This is a genomic window from Gemmatimonadales bacterium, from assembly GCA_019637315.1.
Taxonomy (GTDB): Bacteria; Gemmatimonadota; Gemmatimonadetes; order Gemmatimonadales; family GWC2-71-9; genus SHZU01.
This window is the reverse complement of sequence record JAHBVU010000010.1, coordinates 80,985-106,854: the sequence shown is the minus strand read 5'-3', so window position 1 is coordinate 106,854 and position 25,870 is coordinate 80,985. Positions and strand designations below refer to the sequence as shown.

21 protein-coding genes are annotated in these 25,870 nt (G+C 66.1%); 8 read left to right on the top strand and 13 right to left on the bottom strand.

The features are described 5' to 3' along the window. Positions 1 to 38: 38 nt before the first annotated feature. Positions 39 to 3,374, bottom strand: coding sequence for a PD40 domain-containing protein (locus KF785_11320; GenBank protein MBX3147345.1), 3,336 nt, complete (start codon positions 3,372 to 3,374; stop codon positions 39 to 41). Positions 3,375 to 3,482: 108 nt separating this feature from the next. Here KF785_11320 and KF785_11315 point away from each other — a divergent pair, with 108 nt between their 5' ends. Continuing rightward, positions 3,483 to 4,160 carry a GntR family transcriptional regulator gene (locus tag KF785_11315; protein MBX3147344.1) on the top strand — a complete coding sequence of 226 codons (678 nt, stop codon included), beginning with the start codon at positions 3,483 to 3,485 and terminating at the stop codon, positions 4,158 to 4,160. On the opposite strand, the gene KF785_11310 is transcribed toward KF785_11315, so the two are convergent. The 4 genes from KF785_11310 to KF785_11295 all read right to left on the bottom strand — a co-directional run bounded on the left by KF785_11310 (position 4,157) and on the right by KF785_11295 (position 10,457). Then, on the bottom strand, positions 4,157 to 6,283 hold the full coding sequence (locus tag KF785_11310; GenBank protein ID MBX3147343.1) for a penicillin acylase family protein: 2,127 nt from the start codon (positions 6,281 to 6,283) through the stop codon (positions 4,157 to 4,159). The genes KF785_11315 and KF785_11310 overlap by 4 nt on opposite strands. A 148-nt stretch (positions 6,284 to 6,431) precedes the next feature. Beyond that, positions 6,432 to 8,249, bottom strand: a complete 1,818-nt coding sequence (locus tag KF785_11305; GenBank protein ID MBX3147342.1) for a hypothetical protein — start codon at positions 8,247 to 8,249, stop codon at positions 6,432 to 6,434. After that, on the bottom strand, positions 8,246 to 9,739 hold the full coding sequence (locus tag KF785_11300; GenBank protein ID MBX3147341.1) for an amidohydrolase family protein: 1,494 nt from the start codon (positions 9,737 to 9,739) through the stop codon (positions 8,246 to 8,248). The genes KF785_11305 and KF785_11300 overlap by 4 nt, the downstream gene beginning before the upstream one ends. A gap of 106 nt (positions 9,740 to 9,845) precedes the next feature. Further along, positions 9,846 to 10,457: a hypothetical protein gene (locus KF785_11295; GenBank protein MBX3147340.1), complete on the bottom strand. Its 612-nt coding sequence runs from the start codon at positions 10,455 to 10,457 to the stop codon at positions 9,846 to 9,848. Positions 10,458 to 10,666: 209 nt separating this feature from the next. Between KF785_11295 and KF785_11290 the strand changes: the two genes are divergently transcribed. The 3 genes from KF785_11290 to KF785_11280 all read left to right on the top strand — a co-directional run bounded on the left by KF785_11290 (position 10,667) and on the right by KF785_11280 (position 13,408). Continuing rightward, positions 10,667 to 10,915 carry a hypothetical protein gene (locus tag KF785_11290; protein MBX3147339.1) on the top strand — a complete coding sequence of 83 codons (249 nt, stop codon included), beginning with the start codon at positions 10,667 to 10,669 and terminating at the stop codon, positions 10,913 to 10,915. An 88-nt stretch (positions 10,916 to 11,003) separates the two neighbouring features. Further along, positions 11,004 to 11,939 (top strand): hypothetical protein, encoded by a 936-nt coding sequence (locus tag KF785_11285; GenBank protein MBX3147338.1) that lies wholly within the window; start codon positions 11,004 to 11,006, stop codon positions 11,937 to 11,939. Between the two features lie 38 nt (positions 11,940 to 11,977). After that, positions 11,978 to 13,408, top strand: a complete 1,431-nt coding sequence (locus KF785_11280) for an amidohydrolase family protein (GenBank protein MBX3147337.1) — start codon at positions 11,978 to 11,980, stop codon at positions 13,406 to 13,408. A gap of 25 nt (positions 13,409 to 13,433) precedes the next feature. On the opposite strand, the gene KF785_11275 is transcribed toward KF785_11280, so the two are convergent. From KF785_11275 to KF785_11265, 3 genes are read right to left on the bottom strand one after another with little or no spacing between them, the layout of a single operon-like run. After that, a complete protein-coding gene (locus KF785_11275) occupies positions 13,434 to 14,279 on the bottom strand; it encodes a glycosyltransferase (protein MBX3147336.1) in 846 nt (281 codons plus the stop codon). An 8-nt stretch (positions 14,280 to 14,287) separates the two neighbouring features. Further along, on the bottom strand, positions 14,288 to 15,601 hold the full coding sequence (locus KF785_11270) for an APC family permease (protein ID MBX3147335.1): 1,314 nt from the start codon (positions 15,599 to 15,601) through the stop codon (positions 14,288 to 14,290). Then, complete coding sequence (locus tag KF785_11265) at positions 15,598 to 16,863, bottom strand: amidohydrolase (protein MBX3147334.1); 1,266 nt, start codon at positions 16,861 to 16,863, stop codon at positions 15,598 to 15,600. Before KF785_11265 ends, KF785_11270 begins: the two co-directional genes overlap by 4 nt. Before the next feature lie 183 nt (positions 16,864 to 17,046). Here KF785_11265 and KF785_11260 point away from each other — a divergent pair, with 183 nt between their 5' ends. From KF785_11260 to KF785_11245, 4 genes are read left to right on the top strand one after another with little or no spacing between them, the layout of a single operon-like run. Continuing rightward, complete coding sequence (locus KF785_11260) at positions 17,047 to 18,357, top strand: aminotransferase class I/II-fold pyridoxal phosphate-dependent enzyme (protein MBX3147333.1); 1,311 nt, start codon at positions 17,047 to 17,049, stop codon at positions 18,355 to 18,357. 12 nt (positions 18,358 to 18,369) lie between these two features. Beyond that, positions 18,370 to 19,743, top strand: a complete 1,374-nt coding sequence (locus tag KF785_11255) for a carboxypeptidase regulatory-like domain-containing protein (GenBank protein ID MBX3147332.1) — start codon at positions 18,370 to 18,372, stop codon at positions 19,741 to 19,743. After that, positions 19,740 to 21,017: a trypsin-like peptidase domain-containing protein gene (locus KF785_11250; GenBank protein MBX3147331.1), complete on the top strand. Its 1,278-nt coding sequence runs from the start codon at positions 19,740 to 19,742 to the stop codon at positions 21,015 to 21,017. Before KF785_11255 ends, KF785_11250 begins: the two co-directional genes overlap by 4 nt. Further along, positions 21,005 to 21,988 (top strand): FHA domain-containing protein, encoded by a 984-nt coding sequence (locus KF785_11245; protein ID MBX3147330.1) that lies wholly within the window; start codon positions 21,005 to 21,007, stop codon positions 21,986 to 21,988. Before KF785_11250 ends, KF785_11245 begins: the two co-directional genes overlap by 13 nt. A gap of 4 nt (positions 21,989 to 21,992) precedes the next feature. Here KF785_11245 and galE read toward each other — a convergent pair whose 3' ends face one another. The 5 genes from galE to KF785_11220 form a co-directional block, all read right to left on the bottom strand. Beyond that, the gene (galE, locus tag KF785_11240; protein MBX3147329.1) at positions 21,993 to 23,003 is read right to left on the bottom strand and encodes a UDP-glucose 4-epimerase GalE; all 1,011 of its coding nucleotides are present in this window, start codon (positions 23,001 to 23,003) and stop codon (positions 21,993 to 21,995) included. Positions 23,004 to 23,159: 156 nt separating this feature from the next. Then, positions 23,160 to 23,579, bottom strand: a complete 420-nt coding sequence (locus KF785_11235) for a hypothetical protein (protein MBX3147328.1) — start codon at positions 23,577 to 23,579, stop codon at positions 23,160 to 23,162. Between the two features lie 113 nt (positions 23,580 to 23,692). Beyond that, on the bottom strand, positions 23,693 to 24,376 hold the full coding sequence (locus KF785_11230; GenBank protein ID MBX3147327.1) for a response regulator transcription factor: 684 nt from the start codon (positions 24,374 to 24,376) through the stop codon (positions 23,693 to 23,695). Further along, positions 24,376 to 25,152, bottom strand: a complete 777-nt coding sequence (locus KF785_11225) for a hypothetical protein (protein ID MBX3147326.1) — start codon at positions 25,150 to 25,152, stop codon at positions 24,376 to 24,378. The genes KF785_11230 and KF785_11225 overlap by 1 nt, the downstream gene beginning before the upstream one ends. Positions 25,153 to 25,166: 14 nt before the next feature. Then, the gene (locus KF785_11220) at positions 25,167 to 25,862 is read right to left on the bottom strand and encodes a hypothetical protein (GenBank protein ID MBX3147325.1); all 696 of its coding nucleotides are present in this window, start codon (positions 25,860 to 25,862) and stop codon (positions 25,167 to 25,169) included. Positions 25,863 to 25,870 lie beyond the last annotated feature (8 nt).

The window sequence follows — 25,870 nt, the reverse complement described above, 5'->3', positions numbered from 1 at the left end:
GACGCCTTCGGCGCTCGTTCAGCAGTCTTCATCACACGTTAGTTCCATGGTGGGAGGTATGACGCGCGGACCGGCCAGAGCGTGGCCAGCGTTGCGCCGTCGTAAAGCCAGCCGCCTTTCATCACATACGCGATGTCTGCGGTCCGGCGGATATCGGCAAGCGGATCGCCGTTGAGCACGATCAGATCGGCCAGCTTGCCGGGCACAATGGATCCGATCTCGGATTCGAGGCCGACGAAGCGCGCCCCGTGCATCGTGCCGACCGTCAGCACTTCGAGCGGTGTCATGGCCTCGGCCAACGCCCATGCCTCCCAGTGCGTCCCGATCCCGGGCTGCTCGCCGTGCTCACCAAGCCCGCTGTAGGCCCCGGCACGCATCATCTCGGCTGCCGTTTCGGCCATGAAGGGAAAGGAGAACTCCGACTTCGGCAAGACCCGCTCTCCAGCCGTCATTCGGGCCAAGGCGGCACGTGGAAAGACCCGGAGAAACTTGGCATCCCGGTCGAGCCCGGCCCGAGGCCGGTAGTACGTCTTGGCGCCGTTGACATGCCCGGCAACGATAACTGTCGGCGGATTCTGGATCCCGGCCTGACCAAAGAAGGTGACCACATCCCGGTAGACCGGAAACGGCGCGATCAGGTGCTCCCAGCCGGTCTGACCATCCAGCGCCAAGCCGACATCGAAATAGAGCGGCCCGCCCTCCCCCGTCTGGGTAATCCCCCGCGCCCGCGCGGCCTGAAGCAACAGCTGGTGCTGACGCCGGGAGGTCTGCCGAAAGTTCTTGATGCTCACCGCGCCCTGATCGGCACGGCGGTTGATCTCGAACGCCGCTTGCTCAGCATTCGCGATCTCGACCTGGTCGCCCCACGCCACGCCGCTGGAAATCAGGATATCGGCGGTCGTGTAGGTCCGCGGCCCGATCATCCGCCCGGCATCGACCAGCTCGGCCAGAGGAAACACGGAGCGGGGTGAGGCGGACGGATCCACAATGGTCGTGACACCGTAGGCCAGCGCGGACGCGGAGGCGGGACGATGAAAGGGAATGACGCCGCTCGCTTCCGTGGTATGGTGGGCATGCACGTCGACGAGACCGGGAATGATCGTCTTGCCACGCACGTCGACGACCCGGGACACCCCGGTCGTGTCGCAATCGCCGACGCAGGCAATCCTCGCCCCTCGCACCACCACGGTTCCAGATGGAATGACCCGGTCGCCGTCGATCGTGATGATCCGGGCGCCGACCAGCGCAATCGCGCCGGAGGGCAAAGGCCTCGGCACGTCGAGCGCGATCGGTACCACCGTCACGGTACCGCGCTCGACGTCATAGGTGACATACCGGCTGCCGCTGCTCAGCTCGAGCGTGGTGGCGTCGCGCCAACCGGGGTAACTGCCGCCCAGGTCGCCGACTCGAGTGCGACCCGGCACCGCGACGTTCGGGTCGGTCGTGATGGCCGAGTCGGGTGACGCGAGGGCGCGCAGGTCCTGGACCCAGACGCTGCCCGCCGTTTCGAATGCCAGCCACCGCCCGTCCGGCGACAGGGCCGGGTGACCGAACACGCCCGCTCGCCGCGCAGGAAGCGTTGCTACTGGTTGCGCAGATCCGCCGGCCAGCGGAATCCGACTCACCCGGACCACCTGCCGGAGCGTCTCCTCGGAGGGAAAGGGCTTGTACAAGCTGCCCAGGCCCGCCGCATTCTCGAGCTGATCCGCAACGCTCACGTCGGCGCCGAGATTGAAGAGCTGGCGCGGCTCACGGACGGAACCGAGCGGCGCGCCCGCCGCACCATCCGGGCCGATCCGGACGATCTGCCACCCGCCTCGCGCATCCCACCCGTTCCAGTCGGGAGCACGCGACCCGGGCCCGCGCACCACGATCGGTCCCTCCGCGGTGAGCACGGGAGAGTAATATTCGCCGGCATCGCGTGTGACTCGGACCGGCGCACCACCGGCCGGAGCGACGGTCCAGACCTGCCCCCGCGACCGATCGTCCCAGGTCGCATAGATCAAGCGATCCCCGCCCGGTGACCAGCGCGGGGTCAGCACGACGCCCGTCGTCGAGTCGCCCGCGAGCGCACGCGGCACGCCCGATGGCAGATCCATCACCCAGAGCCGCCCGACCGCGACAAACGCCAGCTGCTTGCCGTCCGGCGAACCGGCGGGCCACTGAATTGCCCGCGCGCGAAAGCCTGTGTCGGCAATGGTGACCCGGCTGCGCGGCTGCTCGGACATGACCCGGTGGACCCTGGCCGTGAACGGAATGGTGACGACGGTACCAGTTGCCACGTCGACCTTCCGCAGCTTGCCACCTTCCGAGAGAATGATCGCCGAGCCGTCCGGGGTCCACGCGTACGCCGGTACCGCACGATACCCGTACTGCGCATTGACCTGGGTCAGATCCTTGGTAATCGGGGCCAGCAACCGCCGTTCAGCGCCATCCCTCAAGTCACGCACCACCAGCACCGTGCGCGGGCGAAAGGTGTGGCCGCGATACTCCATCGTCTCGTCCGGCTCCTCGAGCGCAAATGCCAATCGGCTGCCGTCGGGAGAAAGCGCAGGTACCAGCGCCGCCGGAGGATCGATTCCCACATCCGCCGCATAACCGGTGTTCCGGAGCGCCTCGATCGCCTGGGGAGACAACTCGGCCGGTTCGTTGCTGCGGACGTTCTCGATCCGCCCCGAGGCCAGTTCGAGCCGCTGAATCCGGTGTCCGGCGGCCAGCAGGCCCAGGCCCTCACCGGTCGAGTACGAGACATGAAAGTAGAGATAGCGGCCGGTCGAATCGAACGCCGGCGCCTCGTAGTGGGTCAACTGCCCGCCAAGCAGTCGCGTCGGTGCGGTGCCGTCGAGCGGCAACCGCCATAACTCGGAGGTCTGCCGGTGCCAGCCGCGACCCGGCGTACGGAAGGTCCGGACCGCCACCAGGCTCTGACCATCCGGCGCCCATGCCGGGTCCGTAAAGCGGGTGGCCTCATCGGCAAACACAGAGCGGGGGGCGGTTCCATCGGCAGCCATCACCCAAACGTTGTTCTGCCCACCCCGGTCCGAAATGAAGGCAATCGACTTCCCATCGGGCGACACTGCAGGATCGAAGTTGAGGGCGTTGCCCCCTGACTCGGTCAGCACCGTCGCCTCTCCCCCCTGGATCGGAACCCGATAGATCTGCGCCAGCAAGTCGAACACGATCCACTGCCCCTCGGGCGTCACATCGACCGACATCCAGGTGCCCTCGTCGGTCGTAAAATCGATGACCCGGGTGGTCCCCTGCGGCGGCAGCAGCCCGCCGGGAACGGCCGGACCAGCATCCGAGCCAGCCGGTCGACATCCAAGGCTCACCGTTAACAGCGCGCCGATCACCCCGATGATCTTTGCCCTCATTCCCCGCTCCCCGGGCCCGTGAGGCCCAACACTATCCGTGTTGCCCATCCTTGTTGCCCCCAAGGGGTGACCTTACCTTCCGCGGCACATGCGCCTGCACCCCGAACCGTGACTGGAACCTGGAACCCGATTTCGACCTCGACCCTGAGCGACCGGGTCTACTCGGCGCTGCGCGACGGGATTCTGCGGGGCGTACCAGGCCCGGGAGAGTTCGTCCGGGAGGTAGATGTCAGCGAATCACTTGGCGTCAGTCGCACCCCGGTTCGCGAAGCCCTGGCACAGCTGGCCCGCGACGGATATGTCGAGCGGATTGCCCGGCGCGGCTATCGCGTACCGGCCGAATCGGTGGATCGTCTGCTCGAACTCTATCCGATCGTGGCTGCTCTCGAAGTCCTGGCCGGTGAGCTGGCCTTCCCCAGGATCGACGAGGCCACCATCGCTCTGCTGCGGGAGGCGAATCGTGAGTGCATCGACTCGCTCCAGGCCAATGACATTCGGGCTTCGATCCACCTGAACGACCGATTTCATCATCTGTTGTCCGAACCGTGCGGTAACCAGCATCTCTGCGACTTACTCGATCAGTTGCGGGCGCAGGTCGTGCGACTCGAACTCTGGTCTGCTTCCCACCTCGAGCATGCCATCGAGGCCACCCACCAGCACGACGATATCATCACGGCCATCGAGCGCGGCGACTTCGCGACCGCACTGGCGCTACTCAAAACCAATCGGCTCCAGACCTATACTGCGTTCCTCCAGGTCACCGGTCGCACGCCCGCCGACACCTAGTTCCCGGGACGGTACGCCCGCGAGAGATTCGCCTTGATGTCGTCCATGGTGAACCAGATCGGCTTGAACTTCCCCGCAGCAAACAACGGTGCCTGGTCGAAGAAATGGGGTGAGGCCGGATCGCCGCTCTGGCCGAACGGCGTGATCGACCAGGAACGGATCGTCGGTCCGAACTCGATCACAGCAACGTAGCCGGATCCGCTACCTGCGTATCGGCGCTTTGTCCCGGTGTTCGGAGCCATCGAAAGCGCGAAAATGGTCCCGACCCCGCTGCCGTCCGCCGACGGCAGCGGCAGACTCGGGCGATCGTCCCGATATCCGGTCTCGCCGGCGCGCTCGTGCGGGCGCTGGAGCCGATGATGCTCACCGAGCGTCACCCGCTCGCTGCCAAAGCTGGCCCGAAGCGAATCGCGCACCTGCTCGAGTGCGCTCATCCTGAACCAGGCTGTGGTATCCGCTCGCGCCGACCGCGCACCGGCCAGCCACTGATAGCGAGTGAACCAGAGCGCCGGCACTGAGGCCACCGCGCCCCGCCGATCCCAGGCCAGCAGTTCCTTCACCATCGGCGACAGCGCCGCCGCACGATCGGCATCGTAGGCCGCCAGCTGTCGCCACTCGTCTTCGATCAGTGGTAGCTCCCGATCGGCCGCATAGAAGCGGGTGTCGAACGCCATACTGGCCCAGCGCTCGAACGTGAACTTCCCGGGACCGGCAAGCAGCTGGCGGGAGGCCCGCGCCCGCCAGTTGTCCGGATGCAGCGCGATGTACCGCGGATAATCCTTGCGATCGGGATTGGCACCCGCAGCCGTGGTGAGAAACGGTGTCGAGTTGGTGTTCTGCATCCACCCCGCCGGCGGATTGAGCACCTGCGGCATCTCGTCCGGCGTGTGGTAGCCCTGCCAATCCGTGCGCGGATCACTGCCATCGACGGGCTTGGTCCAGTCGAACGACGGATCGCGCCGCGGCACGGCGCCCGAATGAATGAAGAAGATGTTCCCGTCCCGATCGGCGTACATCACGTTGTGATGGACCAGGCCGTTGATCGCGAGCGCGTCACGAAATTCGGCCAAGTTGCGGGCCTTACCCATCGCATACCACTGCTGCAACAAACCACCGCGATCGAGGCCCCCCAGCGCGACGGCCAGGCTCTTGCCGTTCCGTTCGCCCACGATCGGACCATGGTGGGTTTTGCGCAGCGCAACATGACGCGTCTCGACGCCGCTGGCCGTCTTGACCCGCAACGAATCACGCCACTCGACCGACATCCGATAACCGCTGCCGTATCGATACGCGAGCGGACGGGCCGGATCGTCGAAGGCGACTTCCCAGACGTCAGACATATCGGAGCTGTTGACCGTGAGCGCCCACCCCAGGTGCGCATTGTGGCCCTTGACCGGTACCGCCGTGTTGGCGTACGCCGTCAAGCCGGTCATGTTCCAGCCTTCGTCGCTGATCCAGTGACTCTCGTAGAGCGGCAGCAGCGGGGTGTGCGGATTGACGAAGAGCATCGGATAACCCGACGCGCTTTTGGCGGCGCTGACCGCCCACATGTTGGAACCTTCCTCCTTACCCCGGGGAGCCGGCTGCACGATCCCCGCAAGGGCACGAAGGTCGATGTCCTCGGTGATCAAGCTGAGGCCTCGATACATCGCCAGTGCCATCCAGCCTTCATAGCGAATCGGGAGGCGCGGCTTGACCGACGGGTTCTTGAAAAGAAAGTAGTTGGTCCCGTCTGCCCAGCCATCGACGAGCCCCTTGATCTGCGGGGTGCTCGCGGCGTACTCCTCACGACTCAGCCGCTCGACCTCGAAGGCCCGCACCATCAGATCCCAGCCAACCCCGTCCTCACCCTGCACTTCCGCCAGTCGGCCCAGCGCCTGGATGTACGCCGGTTCCGTCTCCTGAAACCGGTCCTCGGCACGAGCATAGGCCATCCCGAACATCGCATCGGCGTCGGTGCGGCCGTGGACATGGGGAACACCGTAGGTATCCCGATAGATCGTGACGTTACGGGCCTGGCGCTCCCACCGGCTCACCTCCGCCCGCGACGGACGACTCTGCGCCGCAGCGGTGGCGGTGAGCCCAAGCAGTATGGACAGAACAAGGCGAGCATGCAGATGCATCGATCCCCCTTCCAGCAATCCTGTCGAGTCTGGATGATGTCTCGGGTCAGCTGCCCGACACGCCGACGCGAACTCCGGCGGCGAACTGGTCAAGATTGTATACTGTCGACAATACTGCCGGCACCCGATCGCCGCAAGGGGCGACTGGTTAGGTCAGGTCGTTGGGCACAGAGAGCCCCACCGCCTTCATGAGGGCGAGCGCGTTGCTGCGTCTGACCACACCCGGTTTGAGGTGATAGTCGAACTCCAACTGTCCGTCGACCAGGACGTCTTCGAGGTGCCAGTTCTGCGCCCGAACGCCGAGGCGAACTGCGCTCTCGGTCAGAGCCAGGTCATGCGTCGTGACCACGCCTGCCGCCCCCAGATCCACCAGGCCATGCAGGATCCCGTGCGCACCAATGGCCCGATCGTGAGAATTGGTGCCGCTCAGCAACTCGTCGAGGAGAAACAGCACTCGCTGCCCTGCTTCGGCTGCGGCAACGATGTCCCGCAGCCGCAGGATCTCCGCATAAAACCGTGAACGGCCCTCCAGCAGCGACTCGCGGAGCACGAGCGAAGCGCCAAGCGCCCACTGGCCCGCGCCGAACCGGTGAGCCCGGACTGGTGCACCCGCATAGGCCAGCACCAGGTTGGTCCCGATCGCTTTGAGCAGGGTGCTCTTGCCCGACATGTTCGAACCGCTGACCATCAGCAGGCGGCATTCGCCCCCCAGAGTCAGGCTGTTGCGAATGGCGCGGTCGGCCGGAAGGAGCGGGTGCGCCAGGCCGGCTGCCTCGATCGGTTCGCCGACACCACGGATCTCGGGAAAGCTGGTATCGGGCTGCTCGAAGGCAAAGGTGGCCAGTGACACCAGGGCTTCGAGCTCACCGACCCCATCCCGCCAGTCGGCCGCGCCGGTGCCGATCCGCTGACGCCAACGTTCGACCGCGACGCCCAGCTGCGTACCAAGCATCAGCAGCGCAGCGAGCGGCGCGAACAGCTGGTTGCGTCGCGCATCTGCCAGATCGGTCAGTCGCTCGAGCCGGCGAATCTGCAGCACGGCAGACCCTGCTCCGCCGTACCATGACGCGGCCAGCGCCGCCAGCCGGCCGCTCGTGAAGGTCTCTGCCCGGGCGCGATCGACCAGCGTCGCCAGGACCCGAAGCTCGCGGACCGGGCGATCGACCGATTGCAGCACCCGACGCACCCGGTCACGAACGGCAAGGGCCAGCGCAACGCCGACCCCGTACGACACCGCCGGTACGATGCCGGGCACCTGTCCAGCCAGCGCCAGGACGGTCGTCACGACGTTGCTCGCAGCGACCACCATCGCCGCAGGTCCGATCCAACCGGCAAACGGAACCGGCGGGGACGCGAGCCAGGGTCGCAGCACCGAGGCATCGAGCACTTCCCGCACCTCCGGCGCCGCCACAGCGAGGTCGTGCCGCAGCTCGTGCTTACCGGCCAGCTCACCAACCGCCTCCTGGCGCTCGCGGATGACGTCCGCTGGTGCCGGTGTCAGCAACCAATCCGCCAGCGTGCTCGCGCCACCCTCCGTGCCGGCCGTTGACAGGTACTGAAAGAGCGAGCCGGGACCGAACAGCTCGAGGTCGTCGGCATAGAGGTGAGCCTCACTTCGGAACCTGACCCCATCGTCGCCGCCATCACGCCAGCGGTGCTCGAGCCGCGCCACCCCACGCTCGTAGTAAGCCACCGATCGGGCCAGACGCCCGCGTCGGCGCGCAATCCGCTCGTGCCAGACCACCAGCGCGATGAACCCGACCGCGAGGCCTGCCACGATCCACGTCGCGACCCCGCCCCGCGCAAGCACCGCCGCCACCGAGGCCACGACCCCAGCCACAAACACCCCGAGCCGCACCAGGCCAACCCGGGCAAACCGGGCGCTCTCGTCCGCAAGTTGCGCACGGGTCTGATCCAGTTGCGCCTGATACACCCGACGCGGCTCGTCCTGCCGCTCGACCGTCACGGGCTCGGCGGAGTCGTTCGCCGAACCTGTCGGCCCGGCAGCACGCCGTCGACCAGCTGCCCGTCTCGAACCACGAACACACCGTTCACCATGACGTGCGGTATCCCCTCCGACGCTTGCGCCGGGTCGTCGAAGGTTGCCCGGTCGATGACACGCTCGGCGTCGAAGACCGTCAGATCGGCATCGGCCCCGACTTGAACCCGGCCCTTGCGTGCCATCTCGGGCAGCGCGCCCCGGAGTCGTTCGGCGGGCAGATACGACATCTTACCGAGCGCGTCCATCAGCGAGAGAGCCTTTCGCTCGCGAACGTAGCGACCCAGCACGCGTGCGTAGGTACCAACCCCCCGCGGATGGCCACGGCCGTTGATGATGGGCACGCCATCGCTGGCGATCATGACCCCCGGGTGCGCCACCAGGGAGTCAACCGTGGTCTCGGGAATGAGATGGATGATGATGGGACCACCCTGCTTGCGATACCGGTCGAAGCTTTCGCGGGTCAACCGCTCACCGGTCGCGGCCCACTGAATGTCGCCGTAGCTGATGCCGAGCCGCTCCTGCCACCCGGGATCGAAGATGGCCGACTCGATGGCGGTCGATGCAGCTGTATAGGGATACACCTCAGTCGTTACATCCACCCCGCGCGCCCGCGCCGCGTCGATCATGGTCGCGAGCTTGGGTCCCTGAATCAGCCCGCTGCTGCCGAGGTGCACGATGTGAAGCGAGGCCCCGCTCGTCAGCGCGTTGGAGAGCATCTCCTGAATCGATCCGAAGCTGCCGTTGGGCTCACCCACGCCGGCGCCGCGCACATGGACGTAGATCGGCACGCCGTGGGCGGCGGCCAGTTCGAAGACCCGGTAGATCTCCTGCGGGCTCGCGGCCGGCGAGTAGTTGATCCCCATCCCGATACCCAGTCCTCCCACCCGGAGGCCTTCCTCGATCAGGGCAACGAGCCCGGGAAACTCGCTCGCCTCGAGGCGCTGGTGCGACCAGATCGGAAAGCCCTGGGCGTTGAGACGACCGATGGCCGGATCATTCTCAGAGGTCGCCCCGGTGATGTACTGGATCCGGGCTCCGATGTGACCCACCGTGCCGCCGTAGTTGAGCAGCCCCTCCTTCGCTCGCTCGGCATACCACGACTCGACCGGCCACACGCCCGCCTCCATTTCGAGCGCGGTGGTGACGCCATCGCGCGCCTGCCAGCGATTGTCGCTCAGGTTCTGCCCGTGCGCATGGAGGTCGATGAACCCCGGCGCCACGACCAGGCCCGACACGTCCACCTCCTGGACCCCGCGCAACGGCGACGTCGACACTGCGACGATCCGGTCGCCCCGGATACCGACGTGACGAACCGCATCGAGACCCGATTCGGGGTCCATCACGCGGCCTCCCGCCAGCACGATGTCGTACGACTCGCTCGAACCACCGCCGCACGCCACCACGCCAAGCCAGGCGCACACGCCGAGCGCCGCCAGTCGATTTCTCAAGGCCATGACACACTCCAAAGCGTTTGTGAGACTGCCGCCAACGAGACGCGACCGATCCGGGAGACGTCCCCGTCACGGTCGCGCCGATATCGAAGAGAGACGCCGAGGAACTTCAGGTCGTGTGGTCGATCGGTTCGCTGGTCTTGAACTCCGGCAACCCGGCCAGGAGGGACCCCAACGCCCGCTCCCAGAACCGCCCCAGGTCCCGCAGCATCTCGACCCACTGACTCTCGACCAGGGCCCGCGACCCCAGCTCCATGGCGCTGATCGGGCGGGCCGCGAGCAGCGGCTGGAAGATAAACGACGTTAGGCGACTCCGGATCTCGCGCGGATCGGTCGCCTCACCAATGATGGGCCGATCGGGATCGGCTGGCTGATCGCGCAGCCGCAGTTCGAGCTGCACCAGCACCCGGATCAGAGGCCAGGCAGCGATCGGAATCGTAATCCGCCGCGAGCCCGCTGTTCCCGGGTCATGGACGTATCCCGTCCAGCCGACCATCGGAACCGTGCCGTCATCTGCCGCGGTACCCTCGAAGAACCAGTCGATCGGCAGGTGATAGGTTCGCGCCAGCCGCGCCAGCGTCCGGGTGTCCGGCTGCTTGGCCCGACCAGCATGCAGTTCACGCAGCAGCTTGTACGGCACCCCGGCGTGCACCGAGGCGGCAAGGAGATCACCATCGTGGACATCGTCGACCAGCCGGCGGACCCGGGCAGTCACTTTCATCCACGCCGCGCGGTCCGATCGGGACGCGCGCGCGAAGCATCGCTCTTTCAGCATGGGGATGTCGTCGTTGGAGCTACCTAAGATTATGCCATGCGCGCGAGAGCGCCAGAGGGCGCCCGCAAGTCATTGTACGTTGCAGTGTTGCATTTCGTTGAACTCTGGTTGATCGGACCCGGGTAGCCTGAATGATCTTCTGACTGCGACGGCAGATGATCGACTATATCGCGTTCTCGATGTACTGTGCCACCTGTCACCATTGGACCGGACAGCGGCGCCCCGAGATGATGGGCGGGCGGATCTACACCCCTCGTCACGCCACAGTCGGCAGCTGCGACTGCCCCACCGGCCACTGGCGCGGCCGGCTCAAGCCCGGCGAATCGAATTGCCCGCACTGGGCCCAGTGGAACGTGATGCGGGAGTTCACCGGCCCGCCTCCGGTCCGACCACCGGCCACCTGACCTCGAAGCTTGGGCTCGACTCTCGTCCGCTCCCGGTCTACCCTTCTCCGATGCACGCATCTTCTCCACGGCTCGTCGGAGCGAAAACATGACCGAGCGGTTCGCCTCTCACGTCCTGATGGTGGCACCCTACGAGTACCGGTCGAATGCCGAAACCGCCGAGTCCAACGTCTTCCAGCACAGCGTCGACGCCCGCCGAGGTGCGGAGCTTGCCGAGTTGGCCCTGCAGCAGCACGCTGAGTTTCGGAATCGCCTGATCGACCACGGGGTGATGGTCACCTGCGTCCGAAGTCTCGACGCGACACCCGATGCGCCGTTCTGCAACAACTGGTTCTCGACCCATCCCCCGACCGACCTCGGCCGAGAGGGCACTTTGGTGCTGTACCCGATGCTGGCGCCGAGTCGGCGCCTGGAACGTCGCCCGGAACTGGTCTCGCTGCTCCGGCAGCGATACCCCCGCACCGTCGACCTCTCGCCGCACGAGCAGCAACACCTCTATCTCGAGAGCACCGGCAGCCTCTGCCTCGACCCACGGTCCGGCGTTGCCTACGCGGCCGTCTCTCCACGCACCGATCTCGGCCTGGCCCGGATCTGGGCCGCCGAGCTCGGCTATCGTCTCGTCGCGTTCGAATCGACCGACGCCACGGGCACGCCGTACTATCACACCAACGTGATGATGTTCCTCGGGCACGGGCTGGCCGGAGTCTGCCTCGAATCGATCAGCGAACACGCCTCCGACGGCCTGGTCAGTCGTGACGCGGTCGAAGCCAGCCTGCGAGAAGGGGGCTTCGAGATCCTGCCCATTTCCCGCGATCAGGTGCTCGCCTACTGCGGCAATTGTCTCGCGCTCATCAGCGACAACGACGAGCGCCTCTTCGCGATGTCGAGCACGGCCTACCGCGGCTTCTCCGAGATCGAGCGGCAGCGGATCAGCAAGCACGGTACCATCGTACACGCTGAACTCGACGCCTTCGAAACGCTCGGTGGCGGCTCGGCCCGGTGCCTCCTCGGCGAGCTCTACTAGTCTCGATCCGCAACTCCTCACTGCGACAGGCCACGTCCATGCTCATTCGCTCAGTTTCGGTGCTGACACTCGCACTGGCCGGGGCCCTTCCGGCACAGGCGCCCCGTCAGCTTCAGCCTGCGGTCGCGCGCTACGTTGATATCAATGAACCGGTCGTGGCCCTCACCAACGTCCGGCTGATCGATGGCACCGGCACCCCGGCGCGCACCCGACAAACGATCCTGATCAGCGGCGACCGGATTGCCGCCGTCGGGCCAACGGCGACCACGGCCGTACCGAGTGGGGCGCGCCGAATCGATCTGTCCGGTCACACCGTGATGCCCGGCATCATCGGGCTCCACGACCACATGTACTACAGCTCTGCAGCCGGCGGATCGATGAAGCTGATGCTGCAGAGCTATCCCCGCCTCTTTCTGAGCGCGGGTGTCACGACCATCCGGACCACCGGGAGCGTCGACTCGTACCAGGAGCTCAACCTCAAGCGTTCGCTCGGCCTTGGTGAGCAGCCGGGCCCCGACATTTTCGTGACCGGGCCGTACCTGCAGGGCCCCGGACCCGGGCCTGGAGCGATGTACCCGCTCTCGGGCCCCGAGGATGCCGCGCGCCTGGTGCGCTACTGGTCTGAGGAAGGGGTCTCCTGGTTCAAGGCGTATACCCAGATCTCACGGGCCTCGTTGGGTGCGGCCATCAAAGAGGCGCACAAGCACGGCGTCAAAGTCACCGGTCACCTCTGCTCGATCGGGTTCCGCGAGGCCGTGGCGCTCGGCATCGACAATCTGGAGCACGGTTTCCTCGACAACCTCGAGTATTTCCCCGGCAAGCAGCCGGACCAATGCCCGTCGGACTACGTCACCCAGCGAAAAGTCTACGGCAACCTCGACATCAACGGACCCGAGGTGCAGGAGACGATTCGGGAAATGGTCGCGCGCGGCGTCAGCATGACGTCCACACTCGCCGTCATCGAGCTTGGCTCGGGCCGCCCCGTCCCGCGCGATCCGCGAGTGCTCGCTGCGCTGTTCCCGGCGGCGGCCGCGTCGGTCGACTCCTTCTACACCCGCTCCGCCACGCAGAACGACCCGGTGCTGCTCAAGGCGTTCAAGAACGGGATGGCCTTCGAACGGGCCTTCGTGGCCGCGGGAGGCCTGCTCGGCGCCGGATCGGACCCCTGCTGCCTGTCGGCGATTGCGGGGTATGCCGACCAGCGGAACTACGAGCTCCTGGTCGAGGCCGGCTTTTCACCCGAAGGGGCCGTGCAGATCATGACCCAGAACGGCGCCAGGATTCTGGGCATTGCCGACCGCGTCGGGGCGGTACTGCCGGGCCAGGAAGCAGACCTCGTCGTCCTGCAGGGCGACCTGACGGGCGACCCCGGAGTCATCCGCAACGTGGTGACCGTCTACAAGAGAGGCCTGGGATTCAGTTCGGCAAAACTGACCGCGGCCGTCAGAGGAATGGTGGGAGTTCGCTGATCGCTTCGAGCAGGGCGCCGATCCGTTATCGGCGCCCTCCGCCTGACCGGGTCCAGTACCCCACCGCGCCAGCCAGTTCTCGCCCGGCCCGCCGCCAGCTGCCCTTCCAGGTCAGTCGGCACCAGGCCCGCAGGTAGGTCCAGCGCAACCGCGGATCAGCCAGACATTTGGCATAGTAGGCGCCCCGCCCGCGGTCATAGAGTCGACGCAGGCGGTCGACATCCTGGTCCGACCGGCGATCATGATGGTGATAGACCACCGGCCCCGGATCAAACGCCCCGGCAAAGCCATTCGCCGCCAGCCGCGCAACCAGCTCCACATCCTCGGCGGGAAACGGCGTACCGGCCCCAAACTCCGGATCGAATCCGCCAACCGCCTCGAGCGCTGAGCGACGCACCGTCAGATTGGCGCCGGGCAGGAGACCAGCCGGGACGAAGCTTCTCGGCGCCACGGCAACACGGTTGGTACGCATCACGACGGCAACGGCAGCATCGGCCCGCGTGTACGGCAGGAGACGCCCCCCGACGAAGTGAACCCCAGGTACTGCAAGGCACGTCCTGATTCCGTCGAGCAGCTCGGGATCCGGATAGCAGTCGTCGTCGGTAAACAGCACCAGCGGCCCGGTCGCTGCGCGCCACCCGGCGTTGCGGGCTGCGCCAAGGCCCACGCCATCGGTCGTCACTACGGTGAGCCGCTGGTCATGACGTTGCTGGCCGGCCAGCAGCTCGGCGGTTCCGTCGCGAGACCCGTCGTTGACCACGATCAGCTCCCAGTCCGGATCGTGCCCCAGCACCCCGTACCGCTCGAGCGTCGCCCTCAATGCCGCCCCACGATCGCGGGTGCAGATCACGATCGAGACCCGCTCGGGCATGGATCGACTCAGCCGGCCAGCGGTCGGGTCCGACGGGTCAACTGCCAGATCGCCGTCGCCAGGACCACGACGACCGAGAGAATCAGCCCCTCCCGCATGGTCATCCTGGTCGCCAGGAGCAGCGTCACGCCAACACCGAGCGCGGCAAACAGGCCGCCGGCCGGCAGGCGGAACGACGCTTCGCCAACCGCCGGATCCGACCCTTCGCGCCGCCGGAACACCGGCAGGGCGAGACAGATCAATCCGTAGGTCGCCAGTCGGGAGACGGCCGAGAGCGTCAAGTTCTGGAGGAAGCTCCCGCTCAGTGCGAGCATCAACGAGAAGGCCGCATACGCAACGATCGAGACACCCGGGGTGCGGTACTTCGGATCGATCTTGGCAAAGATCCGGGGAATGTCGCCCTGGTCGGCCATGGCGTAGCTCAGTCGCGGCACGTTGATCATGCTCGCTGCGAAATAGCCGTACAGCGAGAGCAGCGCGCCGACCGCCATGAAGCTCGCTCCGGCCGGACCCACCAGCGCGCCTGCAGCCGCGGACAGCGGTCGACTGTGCGCAGCTGGATCACTGAGCGCGAGACTGGTCACCAGCTGCACCGAAGTATAGAGAACCGCACAGGCACCGAGCGCCATCAGCAGCGCGAACGGTGCATCACGGCGAGGGTTCCTCGCCTCACCCAGCGGCACCAGCGAGGCTTCGAACCCGCCATACGCGAAGATCAGCAACAGCAGCACTTCGATCCAGGTGCCCGTTGTCGGGGTGGCGACAGCAACCGGTTCGACCGCGCCACGGCCCGCCACCAGGGCCAGGCCGATCACCCCGAACAGCACCAGGGGGATGATCTTCGCGAGGATCAGGACATTGCTCATCACGGCGCCCTGACGGACGCCAACATAGTTGACCGCAGCAAGCGTTCCGAACAGCAGCACCAGGACCGCCGTCCCGACCCCCGGCTGACTCACCGCCGGCACGAACTCCGCCAGGTAAATGACGAACAGGTTCGCGTTGGTCGCCGTGGCCGTCAAACGAACGAGGTAGGAGAGCCACCCCATCTGCACGCCGACGAACGGCCCGAAGGCAGTTCGGGCATAGAGGTAGGGTCCCCCGGCACCGGTAAAGCGGGAGGCGACCTCTGCCACACACAGCATGATCACACCGATAGCCACTGCGGCCATGACCCATGCCCACCAGGCAGCTCCGCCCACCCTGCCTGCGATCACGGACGGAAGGCCGTACACGCCGCTCCCCAGGATGCCGTTCAGCATCAGGCCAACGAGGGTCCATCGGCCCAGGCTGCGGACCAAGGTACGGTTCGAGTCGGTCATGGAACCGGCTTACTCCGCAGAAAGTCGAGGGCCAGATTGGCCATCGATCGAACCCCGGTGGGCAGCGCGGCCTCATCGGCAAAGAAGTAGGGTGAGTGGTTCCGCGGTACGGTGTTGAGGTCCTGACCCTCAGGCGAGACACCAAGGAAGTAGTAGAGCCCGGGAATCTCCTGCGTGAATGCCGGGAAGTCCTCGGCGCCGGTAACGGGCGGCATGGTGGGATTGACCCCGCCCTTGCCTGCGGTTCGGGCCAGCGTCGGTGCCATTCTCTCGGTCAGTGCGGGGTCATTGTACGTGAGGAGACCACCACTTGGAATGTCGATGGTCGCGGTCGCGCCGGATGCAGCCGCAATGGAGGTCACGGTCCGGCGCACGCGATCGTGAATGTCCTTCCGAACCTGTTCATCGAAGGTGCGGATGGTTCCCACCATCACGACACTGTCCGGAATGATGTTACCGCGGTTGCCGCCCTGAATGCTGCCAATCGTCACGACAGCAGGCAGCGCCGTGATATCGACCTGCCGCGACACGATCGTCTGCAAGCCGAGCACGATCTGCGCCGATACGACGATCGGGTCGACCCCGCCCCACGGCACCGCGCCATGCGTCTGCCTGCCCTTCACCACGATGGTGATCCCGTCGGGGGCGGCCATCGCGCCGCCCGAACGGTAGCTGAGCGACCCGAGCGGGCCGGGCCAGACGTGCAACCCGAAGATCGCGTCCGGACGCGGGTTCTGAAGCACGCCCTCCTTCACCATCAGCGGCGCTCCACCCTCCTCGCCCGCCGGCGGTCCCTCTTCGGCCGGCTGAAAGATGAACTTGATGGTGCCCGGAATCTGGGCCCGCATCCCGGCAAAGATCTCGGCCACCCCCATCAGAATGGCGACGTGGTTGTCGTGCCCGCAGGCGTGCATGACCCCGACTTCGGCACCGTTGTAGATCGTCCGGACCGTGCTCTTGAACGGCAGGTCGACGAGTTCGGTGACGGGAAGCGCATCCATATCCGCCCGCAGCGCCACGACCGGGCCTGCTCGCCCGCCGCGCAGGAGCCCGACCACGCCTGTCACACCCACCTCCGTCTGCACCTCGATACCAAGGCTGCGAAGGTGGTCTGCCACCAGCTTGGCTGTCCGCACTTCGCGATTGCCGAGTTCCGGGTGCTGATGGATGTCGCGACGCCAGGCGATGACCTTGGGCATTACGGCGGTCAGCCGCGTCTCGACCTCACGGGCCAGGGGGTCCGAACTGCCTGACTGCGCCATAACCGGCTGGCCGGCGGCCAACAGGGCCAAGCCGACAAAGGTTGACCGAACCACGGGACCTCCCTGCAAAGGGGGGAGACAACAGTACCAAGAAGGAAGACCCAGAAAGTACGGCCGGACCGGGCCGATCCCAAGCCCGGGCAGGCCGTCTCACGAGATCAGAGATCCGACTAGATTATCGAGATGACCACCACTGCTCCGACTCAGCTCAATTTCGGCACACCCGCCGAACTCGACCAATCCCTGTCCAGCATGGTTCACCGGCTGCGCGGATCGGTCATCCTCAAGATCGCGGCCGAGGTTCGCGCGATGATCGCGGCCGGTAAGCCACTCTGCAACCTGACCGTGGGCGATTTCGACCCGAAGCAGTTCCCGATCCCGGAGCGGCTGCTCGAAGGGGTGCGGAATGCCCTGGCTCGGGGCGAGACGAACTATCCCCCGTCCGACGGGATGCTCCCGCTCCGGCAGGCCGTGCTCGACTATGTCGCGCGCGAGCAGGGCGTTCGGTATCCGCTCGAGGCCGTGGCAATTACGAGCGGCGGCAGGCCGGTCCTCTACGCGGCGTTCCGGGCCATCGTCAACGAGGGCGATACCGTCGTCTTCCCGGTACCGTCGTGGAACAACGACTTCTATGTCGACATCCTGAACGGCAAGACCGCAGCCGTTCCGACCACCCGGGCCAGCGGCTTCCAGCCGACGCTAGAGCAGCTCGCACCTCACTTGGGCACCGCCGCGCTGCTCTGTCTCTGCTCGCCGGGCAATCCGACCGGCACCGTCATGAAAGCCGAGACGATCCGCGAAATTTTCGAGGCCGTGGTCAGCGAGAACGAACGGCGGAAGCGTGAGGGCCGTCGACTCCTCTTCGTAATCTGGGATCAGATGTACGGCACCCTGATCTATCAGCCGGCGGTGCACCACAATCCGCTGGCCCTGGTGCCCGAGGCTGCACCGTACGTGATTGCCCTCGACGGTATTTCCAAGTCGTTCGCAGCAACCGGGCTGCGGCTGGGCTGGGTCCTCGCGGCGCCCGGCATCACGGCCCGGATCAAGGATCTGCTCGGTCACGTCGGCGCCTGGGCGCCGCGGGCGGAGCAGATTGCCACGGCCGAGTTGCTCAACGATCCGGCGGCTATCGCCAGCTATCGGGAGGTCACTCTGGCTGCGCTGCAGGCCCGCCTCGATGCGCTCTACACCGGATTCGCGGCGCTCAAAGCTGCGGGACAACCGGTCGACTGCATCGAGCCGCAGGGCGCGATGTACCTCTCGCTCCAGCTCGACCTGGTCGGCCGCTCGTTCGGCGACAAGCCGATCCGCTCCAATGAAGACATTCGCCAGCTGTTGCTCGAGCATGCCGGCCTCGGCGTGGTGCCATTTCAAGCCTTCGGGTTGGCGGAAGAATCGGGCTGGTTCCGCCTCTCGGTCGGCGCGGTGTCCCTTCGGGACATCGAGGATGCCTTCCCACGAATCCGGACCATGCTGGCGCAGGTCCGATAGGCCCATCAAAGTATGCGGCTGCTCCGCATCATCATGACCGCCGCCGTGACCCTCTGGGTACCCGGCGGCGGCGTTGCACAGAGCCCTGCCGGGCTGGCGGTGGTCAGGGGCCGGGTTATCGACAGCCTGGTCACGGGCGGCCCGCTCGCAGGCGCGAAGGTCGAGCTGCTGGAGCTGGCCCGCAGCACTACGACCGATGCGCGCGGCGTCTTCCGCTTCGACAGCGTCCCAGCAGGGTCCTACCTGCTCGCGTTCAGCCATCCCGACCTGGCAGCGTTCGGCTTCACGCCGCCGGAGCAGGCGATTCGGGTCGAGGCCGGCGTCGGCCAGCCGATCCAACTCACCACCCCGGCAGCCGCCACCATCTACTCCCGCCTCTGCCCTGGCCCGCGAGAGCAGGAAACCGGTGTTCTGCTCGGCACCCTCCGGGAGGCCACCAGCGGTCGACCGCTCGCGGGCACGATACGAGGCGAGTGGATCGTCGGCATCCTCGGTGTCACGGGCGAGATGACTCGCCAGCCGCGGCAGGCAGCTGCGGAAGCTGACTCCTCCGGACGCTTCCAGCTGTGCGGCGTCCCGACCGACGTCGCGGTTGCGGTGTGGACCGCGAGTGAGGGTTACGAGGGCGGACCGATCGAGGTCCACCTGACTGGCAAGGAGGTCGGGGTCCGCCACCTGACGCTCCGGGTAGGCGCCGCAACGCCCGCCGGGCAGGGTCGAGTCTTCGGGACGATCACCGGCGACGGCCGACCGATCGCCAATGCACATATCCGCGTTCTGGGGCGTGACGCGTTCGTGGAGTCCGACGCCGCCGGTCGTTTCGTCCTGGACAGCCTTCCGGTCGGATCCCATACGCTCGATGCCCGCGCCCTGGGCTTCACCCCCTTTCGCCGCCAGGTCGACGTCGCCTCGGGTGGCGGTCTGTCGATCGACGTGGCCCTCGCTCCCCTCGCCCCCGAGCTCCCGGAACTCAACGTGACCGTTTCGGCTGCCGCTGCCGCCTGGAACGGATTCGAGGCACGCCGTCTGCGTGGCATGGCAGGACATTTCATCACACGGGAGCAAATCACCCGGCGAGGTTCGCTCCGGGTCGAGGACTTGCTGCGCACCGCGCCGGGCATTCGGGTCGAGCAGGTCGGGGGAAGCGATTACCGCATCGTCGCGCTGCGAAGCGGAAGCGGCCTGTCCCAATGCCAGCCGGCCATCTTCGTCGACAGCTTCAAGATCCCGCTCGATCCGGAATCCGGATTCTCGCTCCCGGTGTCCCCACACGAGGTCCTGGGCATCGAGGTACACAACAGCACCTCGAGCGCACCGCCCGAGTACCAGCTGGCGGGAGGCAGTTGCGGCGTGATCCTGATCTGGACCCTGCGAGGACGCTCGTGATCCGACGGTTGGTACTCCTGACCGCCACGGGGCTGTCTCTGACCGCCTCAGCGATCCTGGCCCAGCAGCAGGACGATGCGTCGGCTGCCGTATTTCAGCGCTACGCGGATCGAACCGCCAAGATCCAGGTCGTCGAGCGCGGATCAGGGGCCAAGGCATCGATGGGATCGGCATTCTTCGTGGCAAGCGACGGCCGCCTGATGACCAATTACCACGTCGTGGCCGAAGCCGTCGGCAATCCGCGCTACCGGGTCGAGTGGATCGATCAGACGGGCATACCCCACATCGGACGGATCCTGGCAATCGATGTGGTGCGCGACCTCGCCGTCGTCGGCACCGACCGCCCGCGAGATCGGTACTTCACACTCTCGGTGCCGTTCGTCGCGCGGGGCACCCGACTCTACTCGCTCGGCCACCCGGAGGACCTCGGGCTCAGCATCGTCGAAGGGGTCTACAACGGACACCTCCAGCATACGCTCTACCCCAAGATTCACTACACCGGCCCACTCAATTCCGGCATGAGCGGCGGGCCGGCGCTCACCGCGAACGGTCAGGTTGTCGGCGTCAATGTTGCCACCGCTGGCAATTCCCTCAGCTTCCTGGTCCCGATCGAAGCGGCCATCCCCTTGATGGCCCGCAGCGAGGAGGCAGCCGCCACGACCGAGTCGGGCGACTTCATCGCGGAGGTCGGTCGTCAGGTGCTGGCCAATCAGGGCGCGTACCTGGGCACCCTGTTCCAAGGCAACGATTCCACCATCGCGATCGGTCCGTTCATCCTGCCGACGCAACCGGCGTCGTTCTTTCGCTGCTGGGCAGACGCCGAACGCAATCCCGACGCGTTGTACGAGGTGGTCGACCACCAATGCTCGACCGACGACTACATCTATCTCTCGGGGCGACAATCCTCGGGAATCGTGTCGCTGTCGCATCGGGTGCTGCTGAGTCGCGGACTCAACCCGATCCGGTTTTATTCGCTGTACACTGCCGAGTTTCAGAGCTCGTACGCCGAGCTGGGCTTCGGCAGCTCCGCTGACCTGACGAGCTACCAATGCTCGGCGGGCAACATTCGGCAACCTGGCGGCGTGATCCGAACCCGGTTCTGTCTGCGCGGGTACACCAAGTATCCCGGACTCTACGACGCCGTCATCAAGGCGGCCATGCTCGGCGCCCGTGATGCCGGGGTGGTCAGCCAGCTCACTCTTTCCGGCGTGAGCTTCGACAATGCCCAGCGCCTCGGTCGGCAATACCTCGAGCAGATTCGATGGTCCCGCTGATTCTCGAAATTACCGACGGCAGGGGCCGGCTCCGTGAACGGATCCGACTCGGCGGCAACCGGGTCACCCTGGGACGGGCCTACGACGGAACCGTGGTGCTCGACGACCCGTACGTCGATCCGCTCCACCTCGAGCTGACGCCCGGCGAGGACGGCACCCTCGAGTTCAGAGACGCCGGCTCACTCAACGGCACCTGGGATACGCGGTCCGGGCAAAGAGTGGCCCACGGACAGGTTCACCCCGGAGCCGAACTGCGGATCGGACGATCCATCCTCCACTTCATCCCAGCCGATCAGCCGGTGCCGCCTGCCATTCCCGACGTCGCGGGCAGGAACAGCACACGGCACCTGCTGGTCGCCCGACGAAGCCTTGCGGTTCTGACTGTCGCCGGCCTGCTCGCCGTGACGGCGCAGTACTTCGCGAGCACGGAACCGATCGGGATAATCGACCTGATCACACCCGCTCTGGCCAGCCTCCTGATGGTGGCGATCTGGGCTGCCGGCTGGGCATTCACGAGCCGGCTGATTGCCCATCGGTTCCGCTTCCTTGCGCACCTGGCATGGGTTGCTCTGGTGGCGGCGCTGTTCTCGATCCTGGGCGCGGTGTTCGACTGGATCGGGTTCTTTCTGCCGATCCGCTCCATCGGCTATGCCGAGGCCGCCATTTGGTTTGGCCTCGGCAGCTGGCTCCTGGTGGGGCACCTCGAGCTCGTCTCAGACCGCCCCGTTCGCCACCGATGGGGAGTGGCAGCCGGCGTCACAGCCGTGGTCGTGCTGGTCGGAACGCTGCTCAGTCGAGCGGAGGGAATCGACGACACCAGCTGGTCCAGTCGGGATGGCATGCTCAAGCCGGTGTCAGCCCGGCTGATTCCGACCCAAAGCATCGATCGTTTCTTCGAGCGGACCGAACGGCTCAAGAAGGCAGTCGACGAGTTGTCGGGCGCACCAGGCCAACCGGCGTCCGACCCCTGACCTGTCAGGCAAATCCGTTGGGATTGCCCGACTGCCAGCGCCAGACATCCTGGCACATATCGTCGAGGGTGCGGACCGCTGCCCACTGCAACTCCCGCTCTGCCAGGCTCGGATCGGCCCAGCACTCCGCCGCGTCGCCAGGCCGACGAGCCACGATCCGATACGGAATCGGGCGGCCAGCAGCCCGGCCGAAAGCCTCGACCATTTCGAGAACGCTGTATCCCCGCCCGGTACCGAGGTTATAGGTCACGATCCCAGGACGGGCCGCAAGCTTCTCGAGCGCCTTCAGGTGCCCGAGGGCCAGATCGACGACGTGGATGTAGTCGCGAACGCCGGTGCCGTCGCGGGTCGGATAGTCGCCTCCGAAGACCGCGAGTTCCGCCAGCCGACCTACCGCTACCTGCGCAATGTAGGGCACCAGGTTGTTGGGAATGCCGTTCGGATCTTCACCGATTCGCCCGCTCGGGTCGGCTCCGCTCGGGTTGAAGTAGCGCAACAAGGCAATCTGCCACTCCGGTTCGGCCCGATGGAGATCGCGCAGCATCTCCTCGATGAACAACTTCGAGCGGCCATAGGGGTTCACGGCGGACAGCGGAAACTCTTCGGTGATCGGCACACTGACCGGATCGCCGTAGACGGTGGCCGACGAACTGAAGACGAGCGTCCTGACCGCCGCGGCGCGCATCGCCTCCAGCAGCACCAGCGTGCCGTTGATGTTGTTGTCGTAGTAGCGAAGCGGCTGAGCCACCGACTCGCCCACCGCCTTGAGCCCCGCGAAGTGGATGACCGATTCGATCGGCCCGGCCGCGAAGACCCGATCGAGCCCGGCCCGGTCGCGGATATCGACCCGGTGGAAGGGGATCGGCCGGCCAGCCAGCTCCTCGACCCGGCGGAGCGCCGTCTCGCTGCTGTTGCTGAGATTGTCGACCACGACGACGTCCTGCCCTGCCCGGATCAGCTCGAGGACGGTGTGACTGCCGATATACCCTGCTCCGCCCGTCACCAGGATCGCCATCTTTGCTTTCTCCTCGCTGGAAACTCCGCTCGGGCCCCGACGCCGCCCGGCGGCACCCAAAGGTGCAACGACTGTGCCTGAAAACAACACCGCACGGGCTGGTGGGCGACCCGTGCGGCTTGAAGTTTGGCCAGGTGTTGGTCCAACCGGAAGGAACTACCTGGAATGGGGACAGCCCAACGCCCGCCGCAAGACCTCGGGCGCCCGACCTTGAACACGGAACCCACCAACCAGCATTCCGCGGGAGGGACCTGCAACACGCGCCGCAGAATCCGCTGCCGGCAGCACGACGGGCGGAACGAGGGCCCAGACACCCTCCTCCTCGACCGTCGGCTCCCAGGCAGTATCATCCACGGGACCGACTTCAACCAATCGAACTTCACCTTCCGCACCAATCGGTACGGGAATGACGAACCAGGTCCGACGCGCGGTGACCGGGCATCGACCGAAGAAACCATGCATTGCACCGTCCGCTACGGCCACGTCACCGCTGACGGAAATCCGAAACTGGTGTGTGGCACCGCAGGCATTGCAGCGAATCGCGTCCACGTTCATCATCTCCAATGGTGCCAGCATGCCATCCTCGCTTGGTCTGTGCGCACCGTCATGATGCGCGCGGAGATACGTTAGGCATTCCCGATACAAACAACAAGTTGGGAAAAAACCTTGCCGTTCGTGCAAGGAAATTCCTAGGTTCGCATCAGCACATCGTCGAGACTTGGCGCACCCGGCTGGCGCATCCGTTCCAAGCACAACTGCTGTAGCGCACGGACATTGGTCACACCGAGCGCCTTCTCGACCTTGACGCGATGGAACTCAACCGTCTTGGTCTCGACACCGAGCAACTCGGCAATCTCCTGCGTTGTCTTTCCCAGGCCGAGGAGCGCAAACACCTGGCGCTGCCGTCGGGAGAGCACCTCCAGCGGGTCGGTGAGCCGACTCGCGGCCGACTGACGTTCGTCTTCGACGGCCGGACGAGTCCGCGCTTCGAACTTGGGATTGCGATAAGTTCGACCGGCCAGGACTGTCTCGACGGCGCGGAGCAGATCGGTGTCGGATGAAAGCTTGACCACGAAGCCTGCCGCTCCCGCGCGAAATGCCTCGTCGACATAGATCCGCTCCGTCTGCATCGACACCACCAGCACCTTGGTATTGGGAGCCTCTCGACGAATGTCTCGACAAACGTCGAGCCCGAGACGATTGGGCATCAGCAGATCGAGCAGCACCAGATCAGGCGCGAGGGCGTGCACCTGTTCGAGCACTGCCGCCCCGTCGTGGACCATCCCGATGACCTCGTAGGTCGGTTCGAGCATGGCCTTGAGCCCCTGACAGACCAGGGCATGATCGTCCGCCAGGAGAACCCGGGCCCGCATCACGCAGCCTCCCGTTCCGGCACCCACGCAATGATGCGCGTGCCGCGCCCGGGTCTGCTCACGATCGACAGCTCTCCCTGAACCGCACGCAGCCGCTCCGACATGCCCAACAGGCCGAGCCCCGCCCCAACCCCCTCCGTCACATTCATCCCGCGTCCCTTGTCCTCGATCTCGAGCACGATACCATCACCCTGTGACGTCAGGCGGACCACGGCGGCGCGAACCCCGGCGTGCCGCGTCACATTGCGAAGCCCCTCCTGGGCAATCCGGTACAACGCAAGCGATGCGGCGGCCCCGACTCGATCGAGCACCAGGTTCGAGTCCGCATACACCTCGACGCTCAGGTCGTCCGAGACCTTCATGTCGACGGCCAACCCCCGGAGCGCCTGGACCAGGCCGAGATGATCGAGGATGGCCGGGTGCGCCCGCCGGGCCATGCTGCGCACCTCATCGGCCAGGTCGTTCAGTTCTTCGCGCAGGCCGTCGATTCGCTGAGTCACGGCCGGCGTCGGCCCCGGGATGGCGCGGCCGAGCGCGCTCAGTTCACCGCCGATCAGCGCGACCCGCTGAATCACGTCGTCGTGCAGTTCCCGCGCGATGCGTGATCGCTCAGCCTCCTGCGCTTCAACCATGCCCTGACTGAAGCGCCGGCTCTGCTCCACCTGGCGCCGCTGCGCAACGACAATCACACCGATCACCGTCGCCGCAAAAATCACCGTCACGGCTGCGGTCAGGACATAGACCCAGAAGATCGTCTCCGGACGCAGCGCCGGCATCGGATCGGCTCTCCTCACCCGCCGGGTACGACCGATCGGCGTGCCCCTCGCCGCCCGGTCGCCACAGGACGGTCAACCTGCCAGACGCCCCAGGCAATCATCAGGTACCCGGCAATCGCCAGGACCAGGCGCGCGTGGTAGGCCAGATTGACCAGATCGTTCCGATCACCGAACAAGTTGGCCAGGAGCGGCTCGAACACCACGGTTGCTCCGTAGATCACCATCATCCCTGTGCAGAGCCAGAACCAGAACTCCGAGGTCCAGCGTTCGTAGGTCACCTGCACCCGGGTAACCAGCGTGAATCCGGACGCCGCCGTGACAAAGAGGATCTGCGCCGGCCCCGAAACCAGGCTGAAGTCCGCCGCAACACCCTGCAGGTACTGCGCAACGCCCCAGGTGACCACGTAGGCGCCGATCGCAACCAGGACGACCTGTCGCTGCCAGCGCTTCGGTTGCCAGGCAGCAAAGCCCAGCAGCGCCAGGATCGTGGCCACCAGTTGCGGCCCTTCCTGCAGCAGGCGGGTCCGCACCCCGCGGAGCGACAAGGGCGCGGCAACCATGGCATAGGCGAGATAGACGGCAATCGAAACGATATGGAACCGGCCACCCCGATCGAGGATCGACCAGCGCCGCACGCCCCAGAAGACCACCACGGCCATCATGACGGTTTCGGTCGTCGCCAGCCAGAAGTACGCCGTCGCCTCTTCCATCGCGCCGA

Bases quoted from the DNA above. Each gene is read 5' to 3' on its own strand.
- KF785_11320 (MBX3147345.1), bottom strand. From the start codon at position 3,374: ATGAGGGCAAAGATCATCGGGGTGATCGGCGCGCTGTTAACGGTGAGC.
- KF785_11310 (MBX3147343.1), bottom strand. From the start codon at position 6,283: ATGCATCTGCATGCTCGCCTTGTTCTGTCCATACTGCTTGGGCTCACC.
- KF785_11300 (MBX3147341.1), bottom strand. From the start codon at position 9,739: ATGGCCTTGAGAAATCGACTGGCGGCGCTCGGCGTGTGCGCCTGGCTT.
- KF785_11295 (MBX3147340.1), bottom strand. From the start codon at position 10,457: ATGAAAGTGACTGCCCGGGTCCGCCGGCTGGTCGACGATGTCCACGAT.
- KF785_11290 (MBX3147339.1), top strand. From the start codon at position 10,667: ATGATCGACTATATCGCGTTCTCGATGTACTGTGCCACCTGTCACCAT.
- KF785_11285 (MBX3147338.1), top strand. From the start codon at position 11,004: ATGACCGAGCGGTTCGCCTCTCACGTCCTGATGGTGGCACCCTACGAG.
- KF785_11280 (MBX3147337.1), top strand. From the start codon at position 11,978: ATGCTCATTCGCTCAGTTTCGGTGCTGACACTCGCACTGGCCGGGGCC.
- KF785_11275 (MBX3147336.1), bottom strand. From the start codon at position 14,279: ATGCCCGAGCGGGTCTCGATCGTGATCTGCACCCGCGATCGTGGGGCG.
- KF785_11270 (MBX3147335.1), bottom strand. From the start codon at position 15,601: ATGACCGACTCGAACCGTACCTTGGTCCGCAGCCTGGGCCGATGGACC.
- KF785_11265 (MBX3147334.1), bottom strand. From the start codon at position 16,863: ATGGCGCAGTCAGGCAGTTCGGACCCCCTGGCCCGTGAGGTCGAGACG.
- KF785_11260 (MBX3147333.1), top strand. From the start codon at position 17,047: ATGACCACCACTGCTCCGACTCAGCTCAATTTCGGCACACCCGCCGAA.
- KF785_11255 (MBX3147332.1), top strand. From the start codon at position 18,370: ATGCGGCTGCTCCGCATCATCATGACCGCCGCCGTGACCCTCTGGGTA.
- KF785_11245 (MBX3147330.1), top strand. From the start codon at position 21,005: ATGGTCCCGCTGATTCTCGAAATTACCGACGGCAGGGGCCGGCTCCGT.
- galE (MBX3147329.1), bottom strand. From the start codon at position 23,003: ATGGCGATCCTGGTGACGGGCGGAGCAGGGTATATCGGCAGTCACACC.
- KF785_11235 (MBX3147328.1), bottom strand. From the start codon at position 23,579: ATGCTGGCACCATTGGAGATGATGAACGTGGACGCGATTCGCTGCAAT.
- KF785_11230 (MBX3147327.1), bottom strand. From the start codon at position 24,376: ATGCGGGCCCGGGTTCTCCTGGCGGACGATCATGCCCTGGTCTGTCAG.
- KF785_11225 (MBX3147326.1), bottom strand. From the start codon at position 25,152: ATGCCGGCGCTGCGTCCGGAGACGATCTTCTGGGTCTATGTCCTGACC.
- KF785_11220 (MBX3147325.1), bottom strand. From the start codon at position 25,862: ATGGAAGAGGCGACGGCGTACTTCTGGCTGGCGACGACCGAAACCGTC.